At 37.5% G+C, this 15,924-nt stretch carries 19 protein-coding genes and 1 riboswitch; of the genes, 12 read left to right on the top strand and 7 right to left on the bottom strand.

The genetic code is table 11. The features are described 5' to 3' along the window. Positions 1–13: 13 nt before the first annotated feature. Positions 14–142 carry a hypothetical protein gene (locus MHB58_RS17635; protein ID WP_008405671.1) on the bottom strand — a complete coding sequence of 43 codons (129 nt, stop codon included), beginning with the start codon at positions 140–142 and terminating at the stop codon, positions 14–16. A gap of 67 nt (positions 143–209) precedes the next feature. After that, the gene (locus MHB58_RS17630) at positions 210–542 is read right to left on the bottom strand and encodes a DUF4870 domain-containing protein (protein ID WP_014822688.1); all 333 of its coding nucleotides are present in this window, start codon (positions 540–542) and stop codon (positions 210–212) included. A gap of 116 nt (positions 543–658) precedes the next feature. Continuing rightward, positions 659–767: riboswitch (TPP riboswitch) on the top strand. Between the two features lie 130 nt (positions 768–897). Here MHB58_RS17630 and thiT point away from each other — a divergent pair. The 4 genes from thiT to MHB58_RS17610 all read left to right on the top strand — a co-directional run bounded on the left by thiT (position 898) and on the right by MHB58_RS17610 (position 4,054). Further along, complete coding sequence (gene thiT / locus MHB58_RS17625) at positions 898–1,464, top strand: energy-coupled thiamine transporter ThiT (RefSeq protein WP_014822689.1); 567 nt, start codon at positions 898–900, stop codon at positions 1,462–1,464. A 190-nt stretch (positions 1,465–1,654) separates the two neighbouring features. Beyond that, entirely contained in the window at positions 1,655–2,407 is a 753-nt protein-coding gene (map, locus tag MHB58_RS17620; RefSeq protein WP_340735734.1) for a type I methionyl aminopeptidase, read from the top strand. Positions 2,408–2,578: 171 nt separating this feature from the next. After that, complete coding sequence (locus tag MHB58_RS17615; protein ID WP_340735733.1) at positions 2,579–3,421, top strand: polyphosphate kinase 2 family protein; 843 nt, start codon at positions 2,579–2,581, stop codon at positions 3,419–3,421. A 72-nt stretch (positions 3,422–3,493) separates the two neighbouring features. Then, positions 3,494–4,054: a GNAT family N-acetyltransferase gene (locus tag MHB58_RS17610; protein ID WP_008405680.1), complete on the top strand. Its 561-nt coding sequence runs from the start codon at positions 3,494–3,496 to the stop codon at positions 4,052–4,054. Between the two features lie 52 nt (positions 4,055–4,106). Here MHB58_RS17610 and MHB58_RS17605 read toward each other — a convergent pair whose 3' ends face one another. The 3 genes from MHB58_RS17605 to MHB58_RS17595 all read right to left on the bottom strand — a co-directional run bounded on the left by MHB58_RS17605 (position 4,107) and on the right by MHB58_RS17595 (position 6,434). Beyond that, positions 4,107–4,676 carry a beta-class carbonic anhydrase gene (locus MHB58_RS17605; RefSeq protein ID WP_014822691.1) on the bottom strand — a complete coding sequence of 190 codons (570 nt, stop codon included), beginning with the start codon at positions 4,674–4,676 and terminating at the stop codon, positions 4,107–4,109. A 159-nt stretch (positions 4,677–4,835) separates the two neighbouring features. Next, complete coding sequence (locus MHB58_RS17600) at positions 4,836–5,036, bottom strand: hypothetical protein (RefSeq protein ID WP_008405685.1); 201 nt, start codon at positions 5,034–5,036, stop codon at positions 4,836–4,838. Positions 5,037–5,198: 162 nt separating this feature from the next. Next, entirely contained in the window at positions 5,199–6,434 is a 1,236-nt protein-coding gene (locus MHB58_RS17595) for an aminopeptidase (RefSeq protein ID WP_340735732.1), read from the bottom strand. 191 nt (positions 6,435–6,625) lie between these two features. Between MHB58_RS17595 and motA the strand changes: the two genes are divergently transcribed. The 4 genes from motA (at position 6,626) to MHB58_RS17575 (ending at position 10,334) form a co-directional block, all read left to right on the top strand. Next, positions 6,626–7,426: a flagellar motor stator protein MotA gene (motA, locus tag MHB58_RS17590; RefSeq protein WP_008405688.1), complete on the top strand. Its 801-nt coding sequence runs from the start codon at positions 6,626–6,628 to the stop codon at positions 7,424–7,426. Continuing rightward, complete coding sequence (gene motB, locus MHB58_RS17585) at positions 7,410–8,165, top strand: flagellar motor protein MotB (protein WP_065217582.1); 756 nt, start codon at positions 7,410–7,412, stop codon at positions 8,163–8,165. Before motA ends, motB begins: the two co-directional genes overlap by 17 nt. 172 nt (positions 8,166–8,337) lie before the next feature. After that, complete coding sequence (locus MHB58_RS17580) at positions 8,338–9,426, top strand: carbohydrate kinase (protein ID WP_340735731.1); 1,089 nt, start codon at positions 8,338–8,340, stop codon at positions 9,424–9,426. Continuing rightward, positions 9,426–10,334 (top strand): pseudouridine-5'-phosphate glycosidase, encoded by a 909-nt coding sequence (locus MHB58_RS17575; RefSeq protein ID WP_008405693.1) that lies wholly within the window; start codon positions 9,426–9,428, stop codon positions 10,332–10,334. The genes MHB58_RS17580 and MHB58_RS17575 overlap by 1 nt, the downstream gene beginning before the upstream one ends. Positions 10,335–10,417: 83 nt before the next feature. Here MHB58_RS17575 and MHB58_RS17570 read toward each other — a convergent pair whose 3' ends face one another. Then, positions 10,418–10,639, bottom strand: a complete 222-nt coding sequence (locus MHB58_RS17570; RefSeq protein ID WP_008405695.1) for a DUF1128 domain-containing protein — start codon at positions 10,637–10,639, stop codon at positions 10,418–10,420. A 183-nt stretch (positions 10,640–10,822) separates the two neighbouring features. Between MHB58_RS17570 and MHB58_RS17565 the strand changes: the two genes are divergently transcribed. Further along, positions 10,823–11,152 (top strand): hypothetical protein, encoded by a 330-nt coding sequence (locus MHB58_RS17565; RefSeq protein ID WP_008405697.1) that lies wholly within the window; start codon positions 10,823–10,825, stop codon positions 11,150–11,152. A gap of 54 nt (positions 11,153–11,206) precedes the next feature. Next, on the top strand, positions 11,207–12,142 hold the full coding sequence (locus MHB58_RS17560) for a YihY/virulence factor BrkB family protein (protein WP_014822697.1): 936 nt from the start codon (positions 11,207–11,209) through the stop codon (positions 12,140–12,142). A gap of 52 nt (positions 12,143–12,194) precedes the next feature. On the opposite strand, the gene MHB58_RS17555 is transcribed toward MHB58_RS17560, so the two are convergent. Beyond that, complete coding sequence (locus MHB58_RS17555; RefSeq protein ID WP_340735914.1) at positions 12,195–13,286, bottom strand: CdaR family transcriptional regulator; 1,092 nt, start codon at positions 13,284–13,286, stop codon at positions 12,195–12,197. A gap of 116 nt (positions 13,287–13,402) precedes the next feature. Between MHB58_RS17555 and MHB58_RS17550 the strand changes: the two genes are divergently transcribed. Both MHB58_RS17550 and MHB58_RS17545 read left to right on the top strand, forming a co-directional pair. Continuing rightward, positions 13,403–14,521 carry a glycerate kinase gene (locus MHB58_RS17550; protein WP_340735730.1) on the top strand — a complete coding sequence of 373 codons (1,119 nt, stop codon included), beginning with the start codon at positions 13,403–13,405 and terminating at the stop codon, positions 14,519–14,521. Between the two features lie 13 nt (positions 14,522–14,534). Then, positions 14,535–15,881, top strand: coding sequence for a GntP family permease (locus MHB58_RS17545; protein ID WP_340735729.1), 1,347 nt, complete (start codon positions 14,535–14,537; stop codon positions 15,879–15,881). Positions 15,882–15,924: the final 43 nt, after the last annotated feature.

Genomic DNA, 15,924 nt, shown 5'->3' with positions numbered 1-15,924 from the left:
GTGTTTTTCTGCGTTAACGTTTTGGCGTTCGTCGTGTAGTTGCTGGTTGGGGTGCAGATTTTTTATCCATCATTTTTTTAATGATCGGGTACACGATCGGTCCATATTTAATTGCGGTTTTAATGAGTTTATTTAATTTCATGATATACACTCCTTAACGAATACATTTCGTATAAAAAATATACCCAAAGAAGGAGCTATCATAAACATTAACGTAAAACTTTAATCGCTTGGACTAGATTCCAAATCGCCAGAATAAACGTAATAAGGACTAAAAGAATAAATCCGATAAAATGTGAACTAATAAAGAAATCCTGCACGCTCACTGTCAAAGTATTATTCCAGGAAAGAACGGAAGTGAAAAAGTAAATCATGTACAAAATCCCTAACAGTATTGGAATAAGTTGAGAAATAAAAGCTTTTTTAGAATGGCCTTTAACGGCTTGATCTTTCGTAACGATAAATATAATTACCGGTAAAATAAACGGTGCAAAATAAAAGCTCAAATAGCTTAATGCACTTAAACCTTTCGATTGATCCATCATTTATCACTCCTTCGTATCTATTATATGTAATTCTAGTACGTTTCAAAATAATAGCTGTTGAAAGTTGTAGAAATATTCGTTACAATGAGCATGTTCAAACAATAAAAATTTAGATGTACCACAAGGGGTGCCGAGAAAGTCGGCTGAGATTGTGCACGGGATTGCACTGACTCTTTGAACCTGTAAGTTAGCACTTGCGTAGGGATGTGGATAGAATCCGACTGTTCAAACGATAGTCAGGCTTTTGTCCTGATTATCGTTTTTTGCTTTTTCTAAATACCTAGAAGAAGTAAAAGTTCCATTCTATCCCTCTTCACTTTTGTTACATCGGATAAAAGAAAGGGGAATTGTTATGGACAGAAAAAAATTATTGATGATGGTGGAGATAGCGATATTTGCTGCCATCGGACTTGTATTGGACCAAGTATCTTTTAAAATGTGGGCACAGGGCGGGTCAATCAGCTTTGTTATGGTACCGATTATGTTAATGGCCATTCGTTGGGGGCTAACAGCAGGACTTGCAACTGGCTTGCTGATCGGCGTTATGCAAATGATGTTCGGCGCTTACATAGTACACTGGCTTCAGGCGATTTTAGATTACGGTCTTGCCTTTACAGTAGTAGGGTTAGCGGCAATTGTAAGAAAGCCATTATTACAGGCAACACAATCACTCAATAAAGTAAAAATGGCAATTTATATCGTAATAGGAGCTCTAATAGGCGGAGCTTTAAGATTTGTTTCGCACTTGCTTGCAGGTGTCGTGTTCTTTAAAGAGTACGCAGGCGATGATAATGTGTGGATCTACTCAATAATTTATAACAGTACTTATATGGTACCTGCAACAATAATTACAGCGGTTATTGCAGTTATATTATTCACATCTGCACCCCGTTTACTCCAAAAAGCACAAACACCATAATGAATGGAAAACTCAAAGCTTGCAGCAAGGGATTATTTTCCCGATGCAAGCTTTTTCTAATTTCTATTGTACAATGTCGTATTAATTTGATCATAAATCCAAATAATTTTAAAATCCTTGAACAATTACAACCGATATTAAGTATGCTATAGTTAAGGGTAGACATTGTTTAAGAGGAAGGAAGTTACACATGATTGTTACTACACAAGAAGAAATAGAAGCGTTTAAAAAAATTGGACGCATTTGTGCTGAAATTCGCGAGGCAATGAAAGCTGCGACAGTACCTGGCGTGACAACGAAAGAATTAGATGAAATTGCAGGCCGTATGTTTGCGGAAGCAGGCGCGGTTTCTGGTCCTAAAGACGAATACGATTTTCCGGGATATACATGCATTTCAGTAAATCACGAAGTTGCACATGGCATTCCAGGGAACAAGGTTATTCAGGACGGCGATATCGTAAACATTGATGTTTCGGGCTCTTTAAACGGATACTTTGCAGATACAGGTATTTCTTTTGTTGTTGGTGAAGGTTATGAAGATAAAGAAAAACTTTGCTCTGTAGCAAAATCAGCATTTGACCGTGCGATGACAAAGGTTAAAGCAGGTTCGAAATTAAATCAGATCGGTAAAGCAGTAGAGCGTGAAGCACGTGATCACGGGTTGACGGTAATTATGAACTTAACAGGACACGGCTTAGGTAAATCATTACACGAAGAACCAAACCATGTCTTGAACTATTACGATGCTTGGGATACGACAATCATGAAAGAAGGCATGGTGTTGGCGGTAGAGCCGTTCATTTCGGCGAAGGCTGAGCACATCGTAGAATCAGGTGACGGCTGGACATTTATTACACCGGATAAATCATTAGTTGCCCAGATCGAACACTCGATTATTGTAACAAAAGATAAACCAATTATTTTAACAACATTGGAAGACTAAATTATAACCGTGGGTGCATATATAAGTGCGCCCGCGTTTTTTTGTTCTATTAAAACAGGATGCCAACATAAAATAATCAAATGATTCAAATAAATAACCGCAACAATTACCAATTCCATACACTTTCGAGTAAAATATACATAATAAATGGAATAGGGGAGGCAGCACTATTTGAAAAAGCTACAAGATGTGGATTTATCGCAAAAACTGGAGAAGGAAATCTATAAGAAGCAATTGAAAGCTTTGCAATATGAAATGCTAAATGCCCAGCAATTTTTATTTAATAATAAAATTGGCCTTATTATTGCATTTGAAGGAATGGATGCAGCAGGAAAAGGGGGAGCGATTAAGCGTTTAACAGAGCGTATCGATCCGCGTGGGTTAATGGTATGGCCAATTTCTGCCCCACAGCCCCATGAGATGCGCTATCATTATATGCAACGCTTTTGGAGAAAGTTGCCGCAGCATGGCCAGATTGCGATTTTTGATCGCTCTTGGTATGGTCGGGTGCTGGTGGAGCGTATAGAGGGTTTTGCTGAAGAAGCAGAATGGAAGCGTGCTTATGAAGAAATAAATAGTTTTGAGAAGCAATTGACAGATGAAGATTATATAATGATAAAGTTTTGGATTCATATCGATTCGGATGAACAGCTTAAACGTTTTAATGAAAGAGCAGCTGATCCATATAAATCATGGAAATTGACGGCTGAAGATTGGCGGAACCGTGATAAATTTGATTTATATTGTGAGGCAGCCGATGAAATGTTTGAAAAAACTGATTCGGAAAACGCTCCTTGGCACTTAATTCCGGGGAACGACAAAAACTATGCACGTGTTCAAGTACTAAAAGAAGTAGTTACCCATATAGAAAAAGAAGTTACAAAGCGCGGATTAAAGCTAACGAACATTTTCGAAAGCGGTAATAAAACAACTGCACATAAAGAAAAATCGGAATTTATAGATATAATACCAAAGCCTGTAAAATCAAAAAAGAAAAAGTTGAAAAAAAGGTAGCAAGCTTTGAAATGAAATGTAGGTGGTTCAATGAAAAGCTTATTCAAGCTATTTCACAAGAAGGAGGGTCCAATGGTTCAACTTATTGGGCAACAATGTTCGCTTCGTACGTTTACCCCGTCGGATGCGAAAGGATTGGCAAAATTATTAAATGACAATAAAATGTATTGGTCCGAATTTGAGCCATTACATCACGATGAATTTTATACAGAACAAGTACAGTACAATAAAATTTTAGAAAGCATACATTTACTGCAGTCAAACAGGGAATTTTCATTCGGCATTTTTTATAATGCAACAGGTCAGTTAATCGGGCATATTTCTCTCTATTCGATTAAACGTTTACCTTATTCAAGCGGTTTTATCGGCTATTCGATGGATGAGAAGTTTACAGGTAGAGGAATTGTCACTGAAGCAGTACGTCTAATAATGGAATTCGCTTTTATTACGTTAAATATTCACCGGATTGAGGCATATGTCGCGCCGCAAAATTCTGCTTCTATTCGTGTATTGGAAAAGTCGGGCTTTACAAGAGAAGGGTTATTACGAGAGCTATTGTATATAAACGGAAAATGGGTGGATCATTATATGTACGCCATTTTACAGCGGGAATATAAAGGGGCCACATTATAAAAAATAGCGGCAGTGCTCATTATATTGAGCGCTGTCGCTAATTACTTATTATCTATTTTTGTTCAACTGAGCCGTCTGTTACTAAATCAAGTTTTCCTGTTGCAGGATCGATGATAAGACCATGTACTGGAACGCCTTTTGGCATTAATGGATGTGTTCTGACTAAGTCCACACTTTTTAATACACTTGTTTTAACATCCCCAAAACCGCGTAACCATTCTTTTAAATCAAAACGGGCATAATTGATGACATCAATCGTTTCCTGTTTAACCCCGCGTTCAAGCATATGGCCGATCATTACGTTCGGATCAACTGCACTCATTCCACAGTCATAGTGGCCGATAATATATACTTCATCTGCCTGTAATTCATAAACGGCTACAAGTAAACTGCGCATAATCCCGCCGAATGGGTGATTTACGATTGCCCCTGCACTTTTTACAACTTTGACATCCCCATTGCGCAAGTTCATAGCTTTAGGTAGTAATTCTACTAAACGTGTATCCATACAAGATAAAACTACAATTTTCTTATCTGGAAACTTCGTTGTGGCATATTGTTCATATTGTTTTTCTTCTACGAATTTTTCGTTAAATTCTAAAATCGTTTGCAATGCAGACATTGTTCTTCAAACCCCTTTCGATTCTTGTTTTATTTTAAAATATTTTTTAGATAATTCAAACAAATGCGCACTAACAAAGTTAAAAATAAAATAAATAAAGAAGAAGTGATGTATTAATATCAAAAAAACAACCACTCAATAGAGTGGTTGTAAAAAAATTTAATGATGATGGTGACCATCCAATGATTTTTCGTTTGGCGCAAATGTATTTGCCTTTGAATCTACTATAACAGAGTCGTGTGATTGTAAACCAATACGTAAGTACATAATAAACATAAATAAGAATACAAGAAGTATAACCGTAAACCCTAACACTAACGTATAGTAGTCAGATAAGAACGGATAATGGTGATCAAACATTATAAAAACTCCTCTCTATTTAGTAATAACAATCATTAACCAATTATACCCTATTAAATTGGAACATTGTAGGGTAATTTAGTTAGTTAATGTAGAAAAAACTGTAAATATGGCGACATCTTGAAATTTTATTTATCGGTAAAGCCGGAAGTGAAACAGCGGTTAAAATGCCCAGTTCCCATTACGGAAAACTGGCTCGCTTTGCCCATCAGCTGTAACACCATCAATATTCATCTGTTCAGAGCCAATCATGAAGTCGACATGTGTAATGCTCTCATTTAAACCCTGAGCTTTTAATTCATCAGACGACATTGACTTGCCGCCTTCGATACAAAATGCGTAGGCGCTGCCAATTGCCAAGTGATTTGATGCATTTTCATCGAATAGTGTATTGTAAAACAAAATATTCGACTGTGAAATTGGAGAATGGAATGGAACAAGCGCCACTTCTCCTAAATAATGTGATCCCTCGTCTGTAGCAACAAGATTTTTTAATACTTCTTCACCTTGTGCTGCCTCTACTTGAACGATACGACCGTTTTCAAATGTAAGTTTAAAGTTATCGATAATATTACCACCATAGCTTAATGGCTTTGTACTAGATACATACCCGTTAACACCATCTTTATGTGGTACTGTGAAAACTTCTTCTGTCGGCATATTTGCCATGAACTCTTCGCCTTTTTCGTTAATACTGCCTGCCCCGCACCATAAATGTCCTTTAGGAAGCTCGATCGTCAAGTCCGTCCCTGGAGCTGTATAGTGTAATTTTGCATAGTTTTTATTGTTTAAGTAATCAACTTTTTCATGCAAGTTGTCATTATGCTGTGCCCATGCTTCTACCGGGTTATCCAAATCCGCACGTGTTGCTTTAAAGATGGCATCCCATAATGCCTCTACTTGCTTTTCTTCCGGCAATTCAGGAAATACTTTACGAGCCCATTGTTTAGATGGAGCTGCAATGACCGTCCAGCTAATTTTATCTGACTGAACATATTGACGATATTTGTTCAATGCAGTGCCAGAAGCCTTTTGGAATGATGCAATACGTTTTGAATCAATGCCAGACAGTAAATCGGGGCTTTGGGATACGATGCTCATAAATGCCGCACCTTCTTCAGCAAGCCATTCACGTTCCTGTACTTTCCAAGGCGGGAAGAAATCGAAAGAATCCGCCGGTGCCAACTCATATCGAGTACGTGTAATTTGATCATCTGTATAATCTACAAATACTTGTTTGGCTCCAATTTCATAAGCGATTTTTGTCACTACTTGTACAAAGGGTGCCGATTCGATAGAGGCTGCAATATACAAATATTGATTTGGCTGAATATTGACACCGATTTTTACTGCTAGTTCTGCGTATTTCGTTAGTTGTGCTTTGAACGTTGAATTCATTGATTCATTCCTCCAATAATTATCTTAAAAATTAGTTAATTCTTAACCTATTATTACTCATATTCCAGCTCAGAAAAGAACAATAATGTGTCAAAAATAAAAAAATCTTCTTATAACTAGTGTAAAGGAAGTTAATAAAAATTTAAATATACCGAAATAAGAAAAGACATCGTAATTTGGAGGTACTACATATGGATATTTCATCAGTTGTTGGGGTTATCATCGCCTTTATCGCCCTGTTATTCGGGATGTTTTTAAAGGGCGTTACACCGGAAGTGTTAATAAACCCTGCTGCTATTTTAATTATTATTTTTGGTACGATTGCTGCAGTTACAATCGCTTTCCCAATGAAGGAATTAAAAAGAATTCCAAAGCTTTTTAAAATTTTATTTTCAGAAACAAAACTCGCGAGTGATATCGACTTGATCAAAATGTTTTCACAATGGGCAGATTTAGCTCGTCGTGAAGGGCTATTGGCATTAGAAAGCAAAGCAGCTGAAATTGAAGATCCATTTTTAAAAAATGGACTGACATTAGCGATTGATGGACAAAACGCAGACTATATTCGCGATGTTTTAACAGAGGAAGTTGAAGCGCTGGAAGACCGCCATGCAAGTGGAGCAGGCATTTTTTCACAAGCAGGTACTTATGCACCGACACTTGGGGTATTAGGTGCTGTAGTAGGCCTTATTGCTGCATTAAAAGATATGTCTGATATTGATAAATTAGGACACGCCATTTCAGCGGCCTTTGTTGCGACATTATTAGGTATCTTTACTGGGTACGTATTATGGCATCCTTTTGCAAACAAGTTAAAACGTAAATCCGCTGTAGAAGTTAAGCAAAAGCTAATGATGATTGAAGGGATTTTATCCGTACTTGAAGGTGAAGCACCTCGTGTAATCGAGCAAAAGCTGGCTTCATATTTAACAATGGAAGAACGTAAGCAAATTACCGAAAGCGGGGCGGGTGGCCTTGGCAAAGAAGCGTAAAAGACATAAAAAGCATGAGGAACATATTGACGAGTCCTGGTTAGTACCTTATGCAGATATATTAACGTTATTACTAGCATTATTTATTGTACTTTTTGCATCAAGCTCAGTGGATGAGAAAAAATTGGAGCAAATGTCTGCAGTATTTAATAATATTTTTACCGGTGGCACAGGTGTAATGGACAACTCATCTATCATACAAACACCGGATAACTCTACACCAACAGGTATCTCTAAATATATGGAAGATCAGCAACGCCTACATGAAACGCAAAACCGTGTGGACGAGTTTATTGCGATTAATGAGCTGGAAGACCAGTTTGAAACGAAAATGACAGAAGAGGGATTATTAATTACCATCCGGGACAGTATTTTATTCGATATGGGACGAGCAGATGTGAAAGCGGAATATGCAACAATTGCTGACGAGCTTGCTCAATTATTAATGTTTGATCCACCGCGTAATATTGTCATTACTGGTCATACAGATAATGTACCGATTAAGACACCTGAATTCGATTCCAACTGGGATCTGTCTGTAATGCGTGCAGTAAACTTCATGAAAGAAATCGTTTCGGGAAATGAACAACTTGATTCCAAATACTTCAGTGTAAAAGGTTTCGGAGAATTCCAGCCGATAGCTACGAATGATACTAAAGAAGGCAGAGCTAAAAACCGCCGTGTTGAGGTGCTCGTACAGCCACGTATAGCAGAAAATGGCGATGTAATAGTAGAATAGCAAGAAAGCTGTTTGGAAGGGAAACTTTCCAAACAGCTTTTTTATTATGTCACAGCTCATAAAAGAAGAAAGTACTTCCATACTACGCAAGACGAAAAATTTAATATTAATTTGACATTACGTAAACAAAAGTTTATAATTATAAACAAATGTTTGATTAGAGGTGATAAAGTTGAATGAAAAGGAAAAATTGATTTTCCAATTAATAAAGAAGAATCCCTACTTATCACAACAGGAAATGGCAGAACAACTGGGAATGTCCAGGCCAGCGCTTGCTAATATAATCTCTTCGCTTATAAAACGAGGGGAAATTTTAGGACGTGCCTATGTTTTGCCAGAGAAAAATCAAATCATTGCAATTGGTGGTGCCAATATCGATCGTAAATTCACTATTGAGCAAAATGTCCAATTAGGGACTTCCAATCCTGCTTCTGTTACAGAATCGGTAGGCGGTGTTGCCCGCAATATCGCTGAAAACTTAGGGCGGTTAGGCAACCGTGTTTCCTTAATTACTGTAATGGGTGAAGATCATGATAGTGCATTTATTGAACAAAATTGTAAGAGTATGATGAATGTGGATTTAGTAGAGAAATTAAACGATTATAATACAGGTTCTTATACAGCAGTACTTGATAATATGGGTGAACTGGTAATATCGATGGCAAATATGGCGATTTATGATCAGTTGTTGCCGAGTATTTTAAAAAAGCACGAAGCGATACTACAAAATGCCAGCTGTATTGTCATTGACTTAAACAGCCCGTTAGAAACAGTAGAATATATTAGGAATTTCGCAATAGAGCGTAATATCGCATTGGCGGTTATCCCTGTTTCTTCACCTAAGATGAAAAATATGTCGCAGGATCTGCACGGTATCCGTTACTTTATTTGCAATCGAGATGAAGCGGAAAGCTATTTAAATGTGAAGCTGGAAACATATAGCCAATATGAAAAGGCTGTTTACATGTTGTTGCAAAAAGGAGCGGAGCATGTTGTGCTCACTCTTGGCGAACATGGAGTAATGGTGGGGAACGAAGGTAATATAGTACACTACAAAGCCATTGCAACTAGAAATATAGTAGATGTTACAGGTGCCGGAGATGCTTTTGTTAGTGCATTTTTACATGGTGTATTAAACGATGAAGAGCTTGAAGAAGCAATCCAGCTCGGGTTGGTAAATGCATCGAAAACATTGCAATCGGATAAAACAGTACGTGAAGATTTAACAAAAGATAACTTAATTGAATGGAGGAATTTATAATGAAACAATATTTATCATATTCACAAGAGGTATTAGAAGCTAAAGAGAAAGGCTTACCAATCGTAGCGTTGGAATCAACAATTATTTCACACGGTATGCCATATCCTCAAAATGTACAAACAGCTCGTGAAGTAGAACAAATTATTCGTGATGGCGGTGCAGTACCGGCAACAATCGCATTAATCGATGGGAAAATTAAAATCGGTCTATCTGATGAAGAATTAGAAATGTTCGGTAATGCTCAAGGTGTAGCAAAAACAAGCCGTCGTGATATTGGCTATTTACTTGCAACAAAGAAAATCGGTGCAACTACTGTAGCGGCAACAATGATTTGTGCTGAGCTTGCTGGTATTGAACTATTCGTAACAGGCGGTATTGGTGGGGTTCACCGTGGCGCTGAAACTACAATGGATATTTCTGCAGACTTGGAAGAGCTGGCAATGACAAATGTGGCTGTAGTATGTGCAGGTGCCAAATCAATTTTAGACATCGGCTTAACATTGGAATACCTTGAAACTAAAGGTGTACCGGTAATTGGTTACGGAACAGATAAATTGCCTGCATTCTATGCACGTGAAAGTGAATTCGATGTAAATATCCGCGTTGATTCTGCAGAAGAAACTGCTGCAATTCTACGTGCTAAGTGGGATTTAGGTTTACGTGGCGGTGCATTGATCGCAAATCCGATCCCAGTAGAAGATGCTATGGAATCAAGTGTTATTGACGGAATTATTGACAATGCATTAAATGAAGCGAAAGAACAAGGCATCGCAGGCAAAAATGTAACGCCATTCTTATTAGGTAAAGTGAAAGAGCTGACAGAAGGTAAATCACTGGATGCCAATATTGCCCTTGTTAAACATAATGCCCGTGTAGGTGCAAAAATTGCTGTCGAATTAAATAAATAATTAATATTTCCTGGGGAATAGGGAATAAAAAAAGAAGCTTGTCGAATTAATCGATGAGCTTCTTTTTCACTATGCGATTGATGTTATTTACGAAGGGCGCCTAGTTCAGCTACGATGGCATTCATTTCACTTGGGCTAAATGAATCACGTTTCATAACCATTTCGTATAAATATTGTAGATCTTCGTATTTTTCTTCATCAAATGCAGAAGACTGCATAGCATCAACATTTACCATACGAAGTTTTTCTTTAATTTGCTCGATCATATAGATGACATTCTGTTGCGACGGGTTGGATAAGTCCATAATTTTTGCCCCTACCTTTCAATGTTTACAAAAATATCATTTCATGCAACCATCAACTTGTCAACAGGATAAAGTTGACTGAATACTTTTAATAATATTGGATATTCGTTAAAATACATATAGATAAGTTTTATGAAAAAGTATTAGGGGAATACGAAAGCATATAGTAGGAGGAGAAAACTAATGAAAAGTAAACTATTACCTTTTATAGCAATTGGAGCAGTAACAGGTGCAGCAATTAGTATGTTGGATAAACAAACACGTGAGCATACTGTAGAAACAGCAAAGAAAGCAAAAGATACAGTAGCATACTATGCTGAAAATCGTGATGAATTAGTGGCGTTGGTAGAAACTAAGATGGAACAAGCACAATCTTTGTATGGGACAGTAAATAATGGTGTCCAATCAATTATGCAAAATGAAAATGATATTAAAGAGTTACCTGCTACAATTCAAAGTATGGTTTCAGAAACGATTCAGGCTTTCTCAAAAAAGGATGAACAAATCGGGTAATCGGATGTCCATGATATCCACTGAATCAACATAATGTGAACAGGTGGTGGCAGCATGGAAGAAAAGGGAGAACTAAAAGAAAAGATTTCGCTAGTTAAATCATATGTTTCACCGGATCGTAGCCAAATAGATATACTGACGACAAAAGGGTTTATCCAAGATTTAATTTATCGAACTAAAAATGTGGACATGTCAGGCATGGGGGCACAGTTGGCCTATTTTTTCCTGTTATCATTTTTCCCTATGCTTATTTTTATGGTAACGCTTTTACCTTACTTAAATTTGGAACAAGGGCAAATATTCGATTTTTTAAGTGATGTTATGCCTGAAGAAGTATATGGACTGATCGAAACGACATTAACAGATGTTCTGAACAATCAAAACGGCGGTTTACTTTCAATCGGTATTATTGGTACACTATGGTCTGCCTCTAGAGGTGTAGATGCACTGATGAAATCATTAAACCGTGCCTATGATGTAGAAGGCAGAGCAGGATTTTTAAACCGTTTATGGTCACTTGTTTTTACAATTGCATTAGTTGCAGTTATTTTAATAGCACTTGTATTCCCGGTTTTTGGTCAGCAGATCGGCAATATCGTATTCGGCTATTTAGGTGTAGAGGAGTCATTCGCAAACGTTTGGACCTTTGTGCGCTGGATTACGCCGCCAACACTTATTTTCATCGTAATATCAGTCATGTATTGGATTGTCCCGAATACAGATCCTCGGTTAACGATGTTCAGTGTGATTCCGGGTGCTGTTTTTGCGACTTTGGGCTGGCTTGTATTAACGTACGGATTCTCATTCTATATTAATAATTTCGGCAATTACAGTTCAACATACGGCAGTATCGGCGGGGTCATTATTTTAATGCTTTGGCTATATTTCACAGGAATGATCATCATATTAGGCGGCTTGCTTAATGCATCATTCCAAAAAAGGCAGCTTGCTAAAGAAAGTAAAAAGCAAGCTAAATCCCCTATTTTTTAATTGGAATCATATACAGAAAGGTGCCATTTCGTTTTATGGAAATGGCACTTTTTTATTGGTTTAATCCTTCACGATGCCATAGTGCGATTTGCAGTTTTAATGCATCATGAAACTCAGTAGGATTTAAATAGGTATGCTCTCTAATTTGAGAAAGCCGGTAAGCTAACGTATGTCGGTGTATTTCCAATTCGTCGGCAGTCGCTGAAGCTGACTTATTATTATTAAAAAAGCATTGCAATGTAGCAATTAATTTATCATCCAGTTGGTTCAATGTTTTTATACTGTAGTGATGGGCTACCTCTGTATTAAATAAGGTGAATACTTCAACTTCCTGATGGTAGATTACTTTCGAGACGGTATGGTGATGCTTTAAAGCTAACTGCGCTGTTTTATAGGAATGCGGTAACCGTTCAAGATTTTCAACATGTTCACCGACAGCAATTTTAATACTGAATTTGCTTTTTATATAAGTATTAAATGCTTCCACTATTTTTGTTAAAAATGTTTGATTCAACTCTGTAGTTAAAATAAAGTATTCATCTAGCTGAAAATGTCCAAAGATAACGGGTTTGTTATAAAAGAAATCATCGATATATTGTATAAGTGTCCGATGGGAACCAGTCTTTTGTTCGGCCTTTAATAATATGATGCAATAGGGGGCAATAAAGGGTATGGCCAGTTTATTTATCCGTTCTTTTACAAACCGATTTATAGAAGTGCCACTAATTAGTTCCTCAAAAATATGTACACTCATTTTCCGCTGCCATTCGCTTTTAGATTCAATAAGAGCCTGATGGACTAATACCTCTGCTGTTAACTGAACTAATGAAGAAATATTTAGCAGTTCCTCATCGACCACACCGGTAATTCCAATAATACAAACGATTTCCTCCTGAAAAAAGATCGGCAAATTTATCCCGTGCTTTGTTTGCGGGAAATCATGAATATTGTCGTCTGATATTATGAGCGTTTTCTTCGATTCTGCTACAAACTTCGCGCCTTCATGAAACTTTTCCACCCGCTCCTTATCACCGGAAGCTAATATAATACCGTCAATGCTCATTACATTTACATTACGCTTTAACCGCAGCATTGTTTGTTCTACAATTTCATTTGCCAGTCTTATTGTTAACAATTTATACACCTCGTATAAAAATAAAGTAATAATTAATAAAAAATTATACAACAAGTATAAAGTAAATTCAGAATATTACTACTATAATTTTTGTAAGCGCTTTATTCATGTGAGGGAGGAATCAAATGAAGATTATTATAAGTCCGGATTCCTTTAAAGGGACATTGTCTTCCGGAGAGGTTACATCAGTGATAAAGGAAGCAATTAAAAAGGTGGACAATAAGATTGAAACAATTTGTTTACCGATTGCAGATGGCGGCGAAGGAACCCTTGATGCATTAGTCAAAGCTACAAAAGGAAAGTATTTGACAGCGTCGGTTCAAAATCCTTTAGGGAAGCGGATTGAAGCAAAATATGGAGTACTGGGCGATGGGAAAACTTGTGTGATAGAAATGGCCCAGGCGTCAGGGTTAACACTTATAAATGAAGAAGAAAAAAACCCCCGTTTTGCAACAACATACGGAACAGGTCAATTAATACAACATGCAATGGATACTGGTTATCGTCACTTTATTATCGGTATAGGAGGAAGCGCTACAAATGATGGTGGCCAGGGAATGCTAAGGGCACTTGGAATGAAATTCATAGACAAAGATGGTAATGAAATTTTAAACGACGTATACCAATTTAATGCACTTAAAAATATCGATTTGTCTAATTTTGATTCACGAATTTCTGAAAGTACATTTATGATTGCCTGTGATGTAGATAACCCGTTAATAGGTTCGAATGGTGCTACAGCTGTATTTGGGCCGCAAAAAGGGGTAGAGCCGCATGATATTAATATATTTGATCAAAATTTAAATCATTATATTACTATTATCGAATCACAGCAAAACGTAAAAGTCCGTCATCGTGCAGGTGCAGGTGCGGCTGGTGGAATTGGCTCGGCGTTTATGGCCTTTTTTCCGCACCAGTTTAAGCCTGGTGTAGATATTGTGCTGGAAGCAGTGCAATTTACAAATCACCTGGAAAAAGCGGATTTTGTCATTACAGGTGAAGGGAAATCGGATGAGCAAACACTTTCCGGAAAAGCGCCAATAGGGGTTGCTAAGCTGGCAAAAGAAAAAGGTGTGCCAACAATTTTAATTTCGGGAATGATTGAAAATTCCAGTATTCTAAAAACCTATTTTCATCAAGTTGAAAGTATTGTCGGTAATGATATTTCGGCGGAGCAATCATTAAATAATCCAAGTTATTATTTGGAACAAAAGGTTACGGATTTAATAAAAAGATTAATATAAGGAGTGGGGAGAAATGTTGTTTCTAATTATTCTGATTGGTGTGTTGTTCATTGTCTTTGCAACGGCAAAACTAAAGCTGCATCCTTTTCTTGCATTATTAATTAGTTCATTCTTTGTTGGTATTGCAGCGGGTATGCCTTTGTTAACAGTTGTAGAAAGTATTAACACAGGGTTTGGAGGGCTGATGACGAGCATTGGTATCGTCATCGTAGCAGGTACGATTATTGGAATTATATTAGAAAAATCCGGCGCTGCATATCGTATGGCTGAAGTCGTATTGCGGGTAATTGGACCAAAACGACCGCAATTAGCAATGTCGATCATTGGCTACATTGTATCCATTCCGGTATTTTGCGATTCAGGCTATATCATTTTAACGAGTTTAAAGAAAGCGCTGGCTAAACGCGCAGGCGTAACAATTGCTTCAATGGCAGTTGCTTTAGCTACGGGTTTATATGCAACTCACGTACTCGTACCGCCTACACCAGGACCGATTGCGGCTGCTGGAAATATTGGTGCAGCAGATTATTTAGGCACAATCATTTTAATAGGATTAATCATTGCTATTCCAGCAACAATCGTAGGCTATATTTGGGCGACGAAAGTAGCATCGAAAATTCGGGTTGAGGCAGATGATGAGCCGGCATTGGATTACGATGAAATTATTAAGTCGTTTGGTAAAATGCCTTCTACATTCAAGTCATTCTTACCGATTGTATTGCCGATTGTATTGATCGGGGCAGGTTCTGTCGCTGCATTAGTAGGTGACCCGGAAGCAGGAGTTAATACATTCTTCAGATTCCTCGGTTCACCGACAGTCGCACTAATACTAGGGGTATTTGCTGCATTTTTACTATTGCCTGAACTGAGTGAAGAAACATTATCAAACTGGATCGGTGAAGCTTTAAAAGAAGCAGCGCCAATTTTATTAATCACAGGTGCTGGTGGCGCATTTGGTACGGTTATTAAAAATACAGGAGTCGGTGATAAACTTCAGGAAATGGATTTAGGTGCATTAGCAACAGGCGCATTATTTTTATTAATTCCGTTTTTAATTGCCGCTGCTCTAAAAACAGCGCAAGGTTCATCAACTGCAGCATTAGTTATTACATCTTCTTTAATCGCACCGATGCTACCGACTTTAGGAATCGAAGGGGCAGTGCCGTTAGCATTAGTCGTTATGGCAATTGGTGCGGGATCTATGACAGTTAGTCATGTAAACGATAGTTTCTTCTGGGTAATTACTCAATACAGCGGAATGAAAGTTACGGATGCATATAAAGCGCAAACGATGGCAACATTGCTGATGGGTTTAACGACAATTATCTTCACAATGGCATTATGGTTTGTACTAGTTTAATAGAGAAAGCAAAAGGTGCATCCTGTTGTTGGGATGCACCTTT

This window comes from Solibacillus sp. FSL K6-1554 (assembly GCF_038005185.1).
GTDB classification, from domain to species: domain Bacteria; phylum Bacillota; class Bacilli; order Bacillales_A; family Planococcaceae; genus Solibacillus; species Solibacillus silvestris.
The sequence above is the reverse complement of the archived record's forward strand: the minus strand, read 5'-3'. Positions and strand labels throughout refer to the sequence as shown.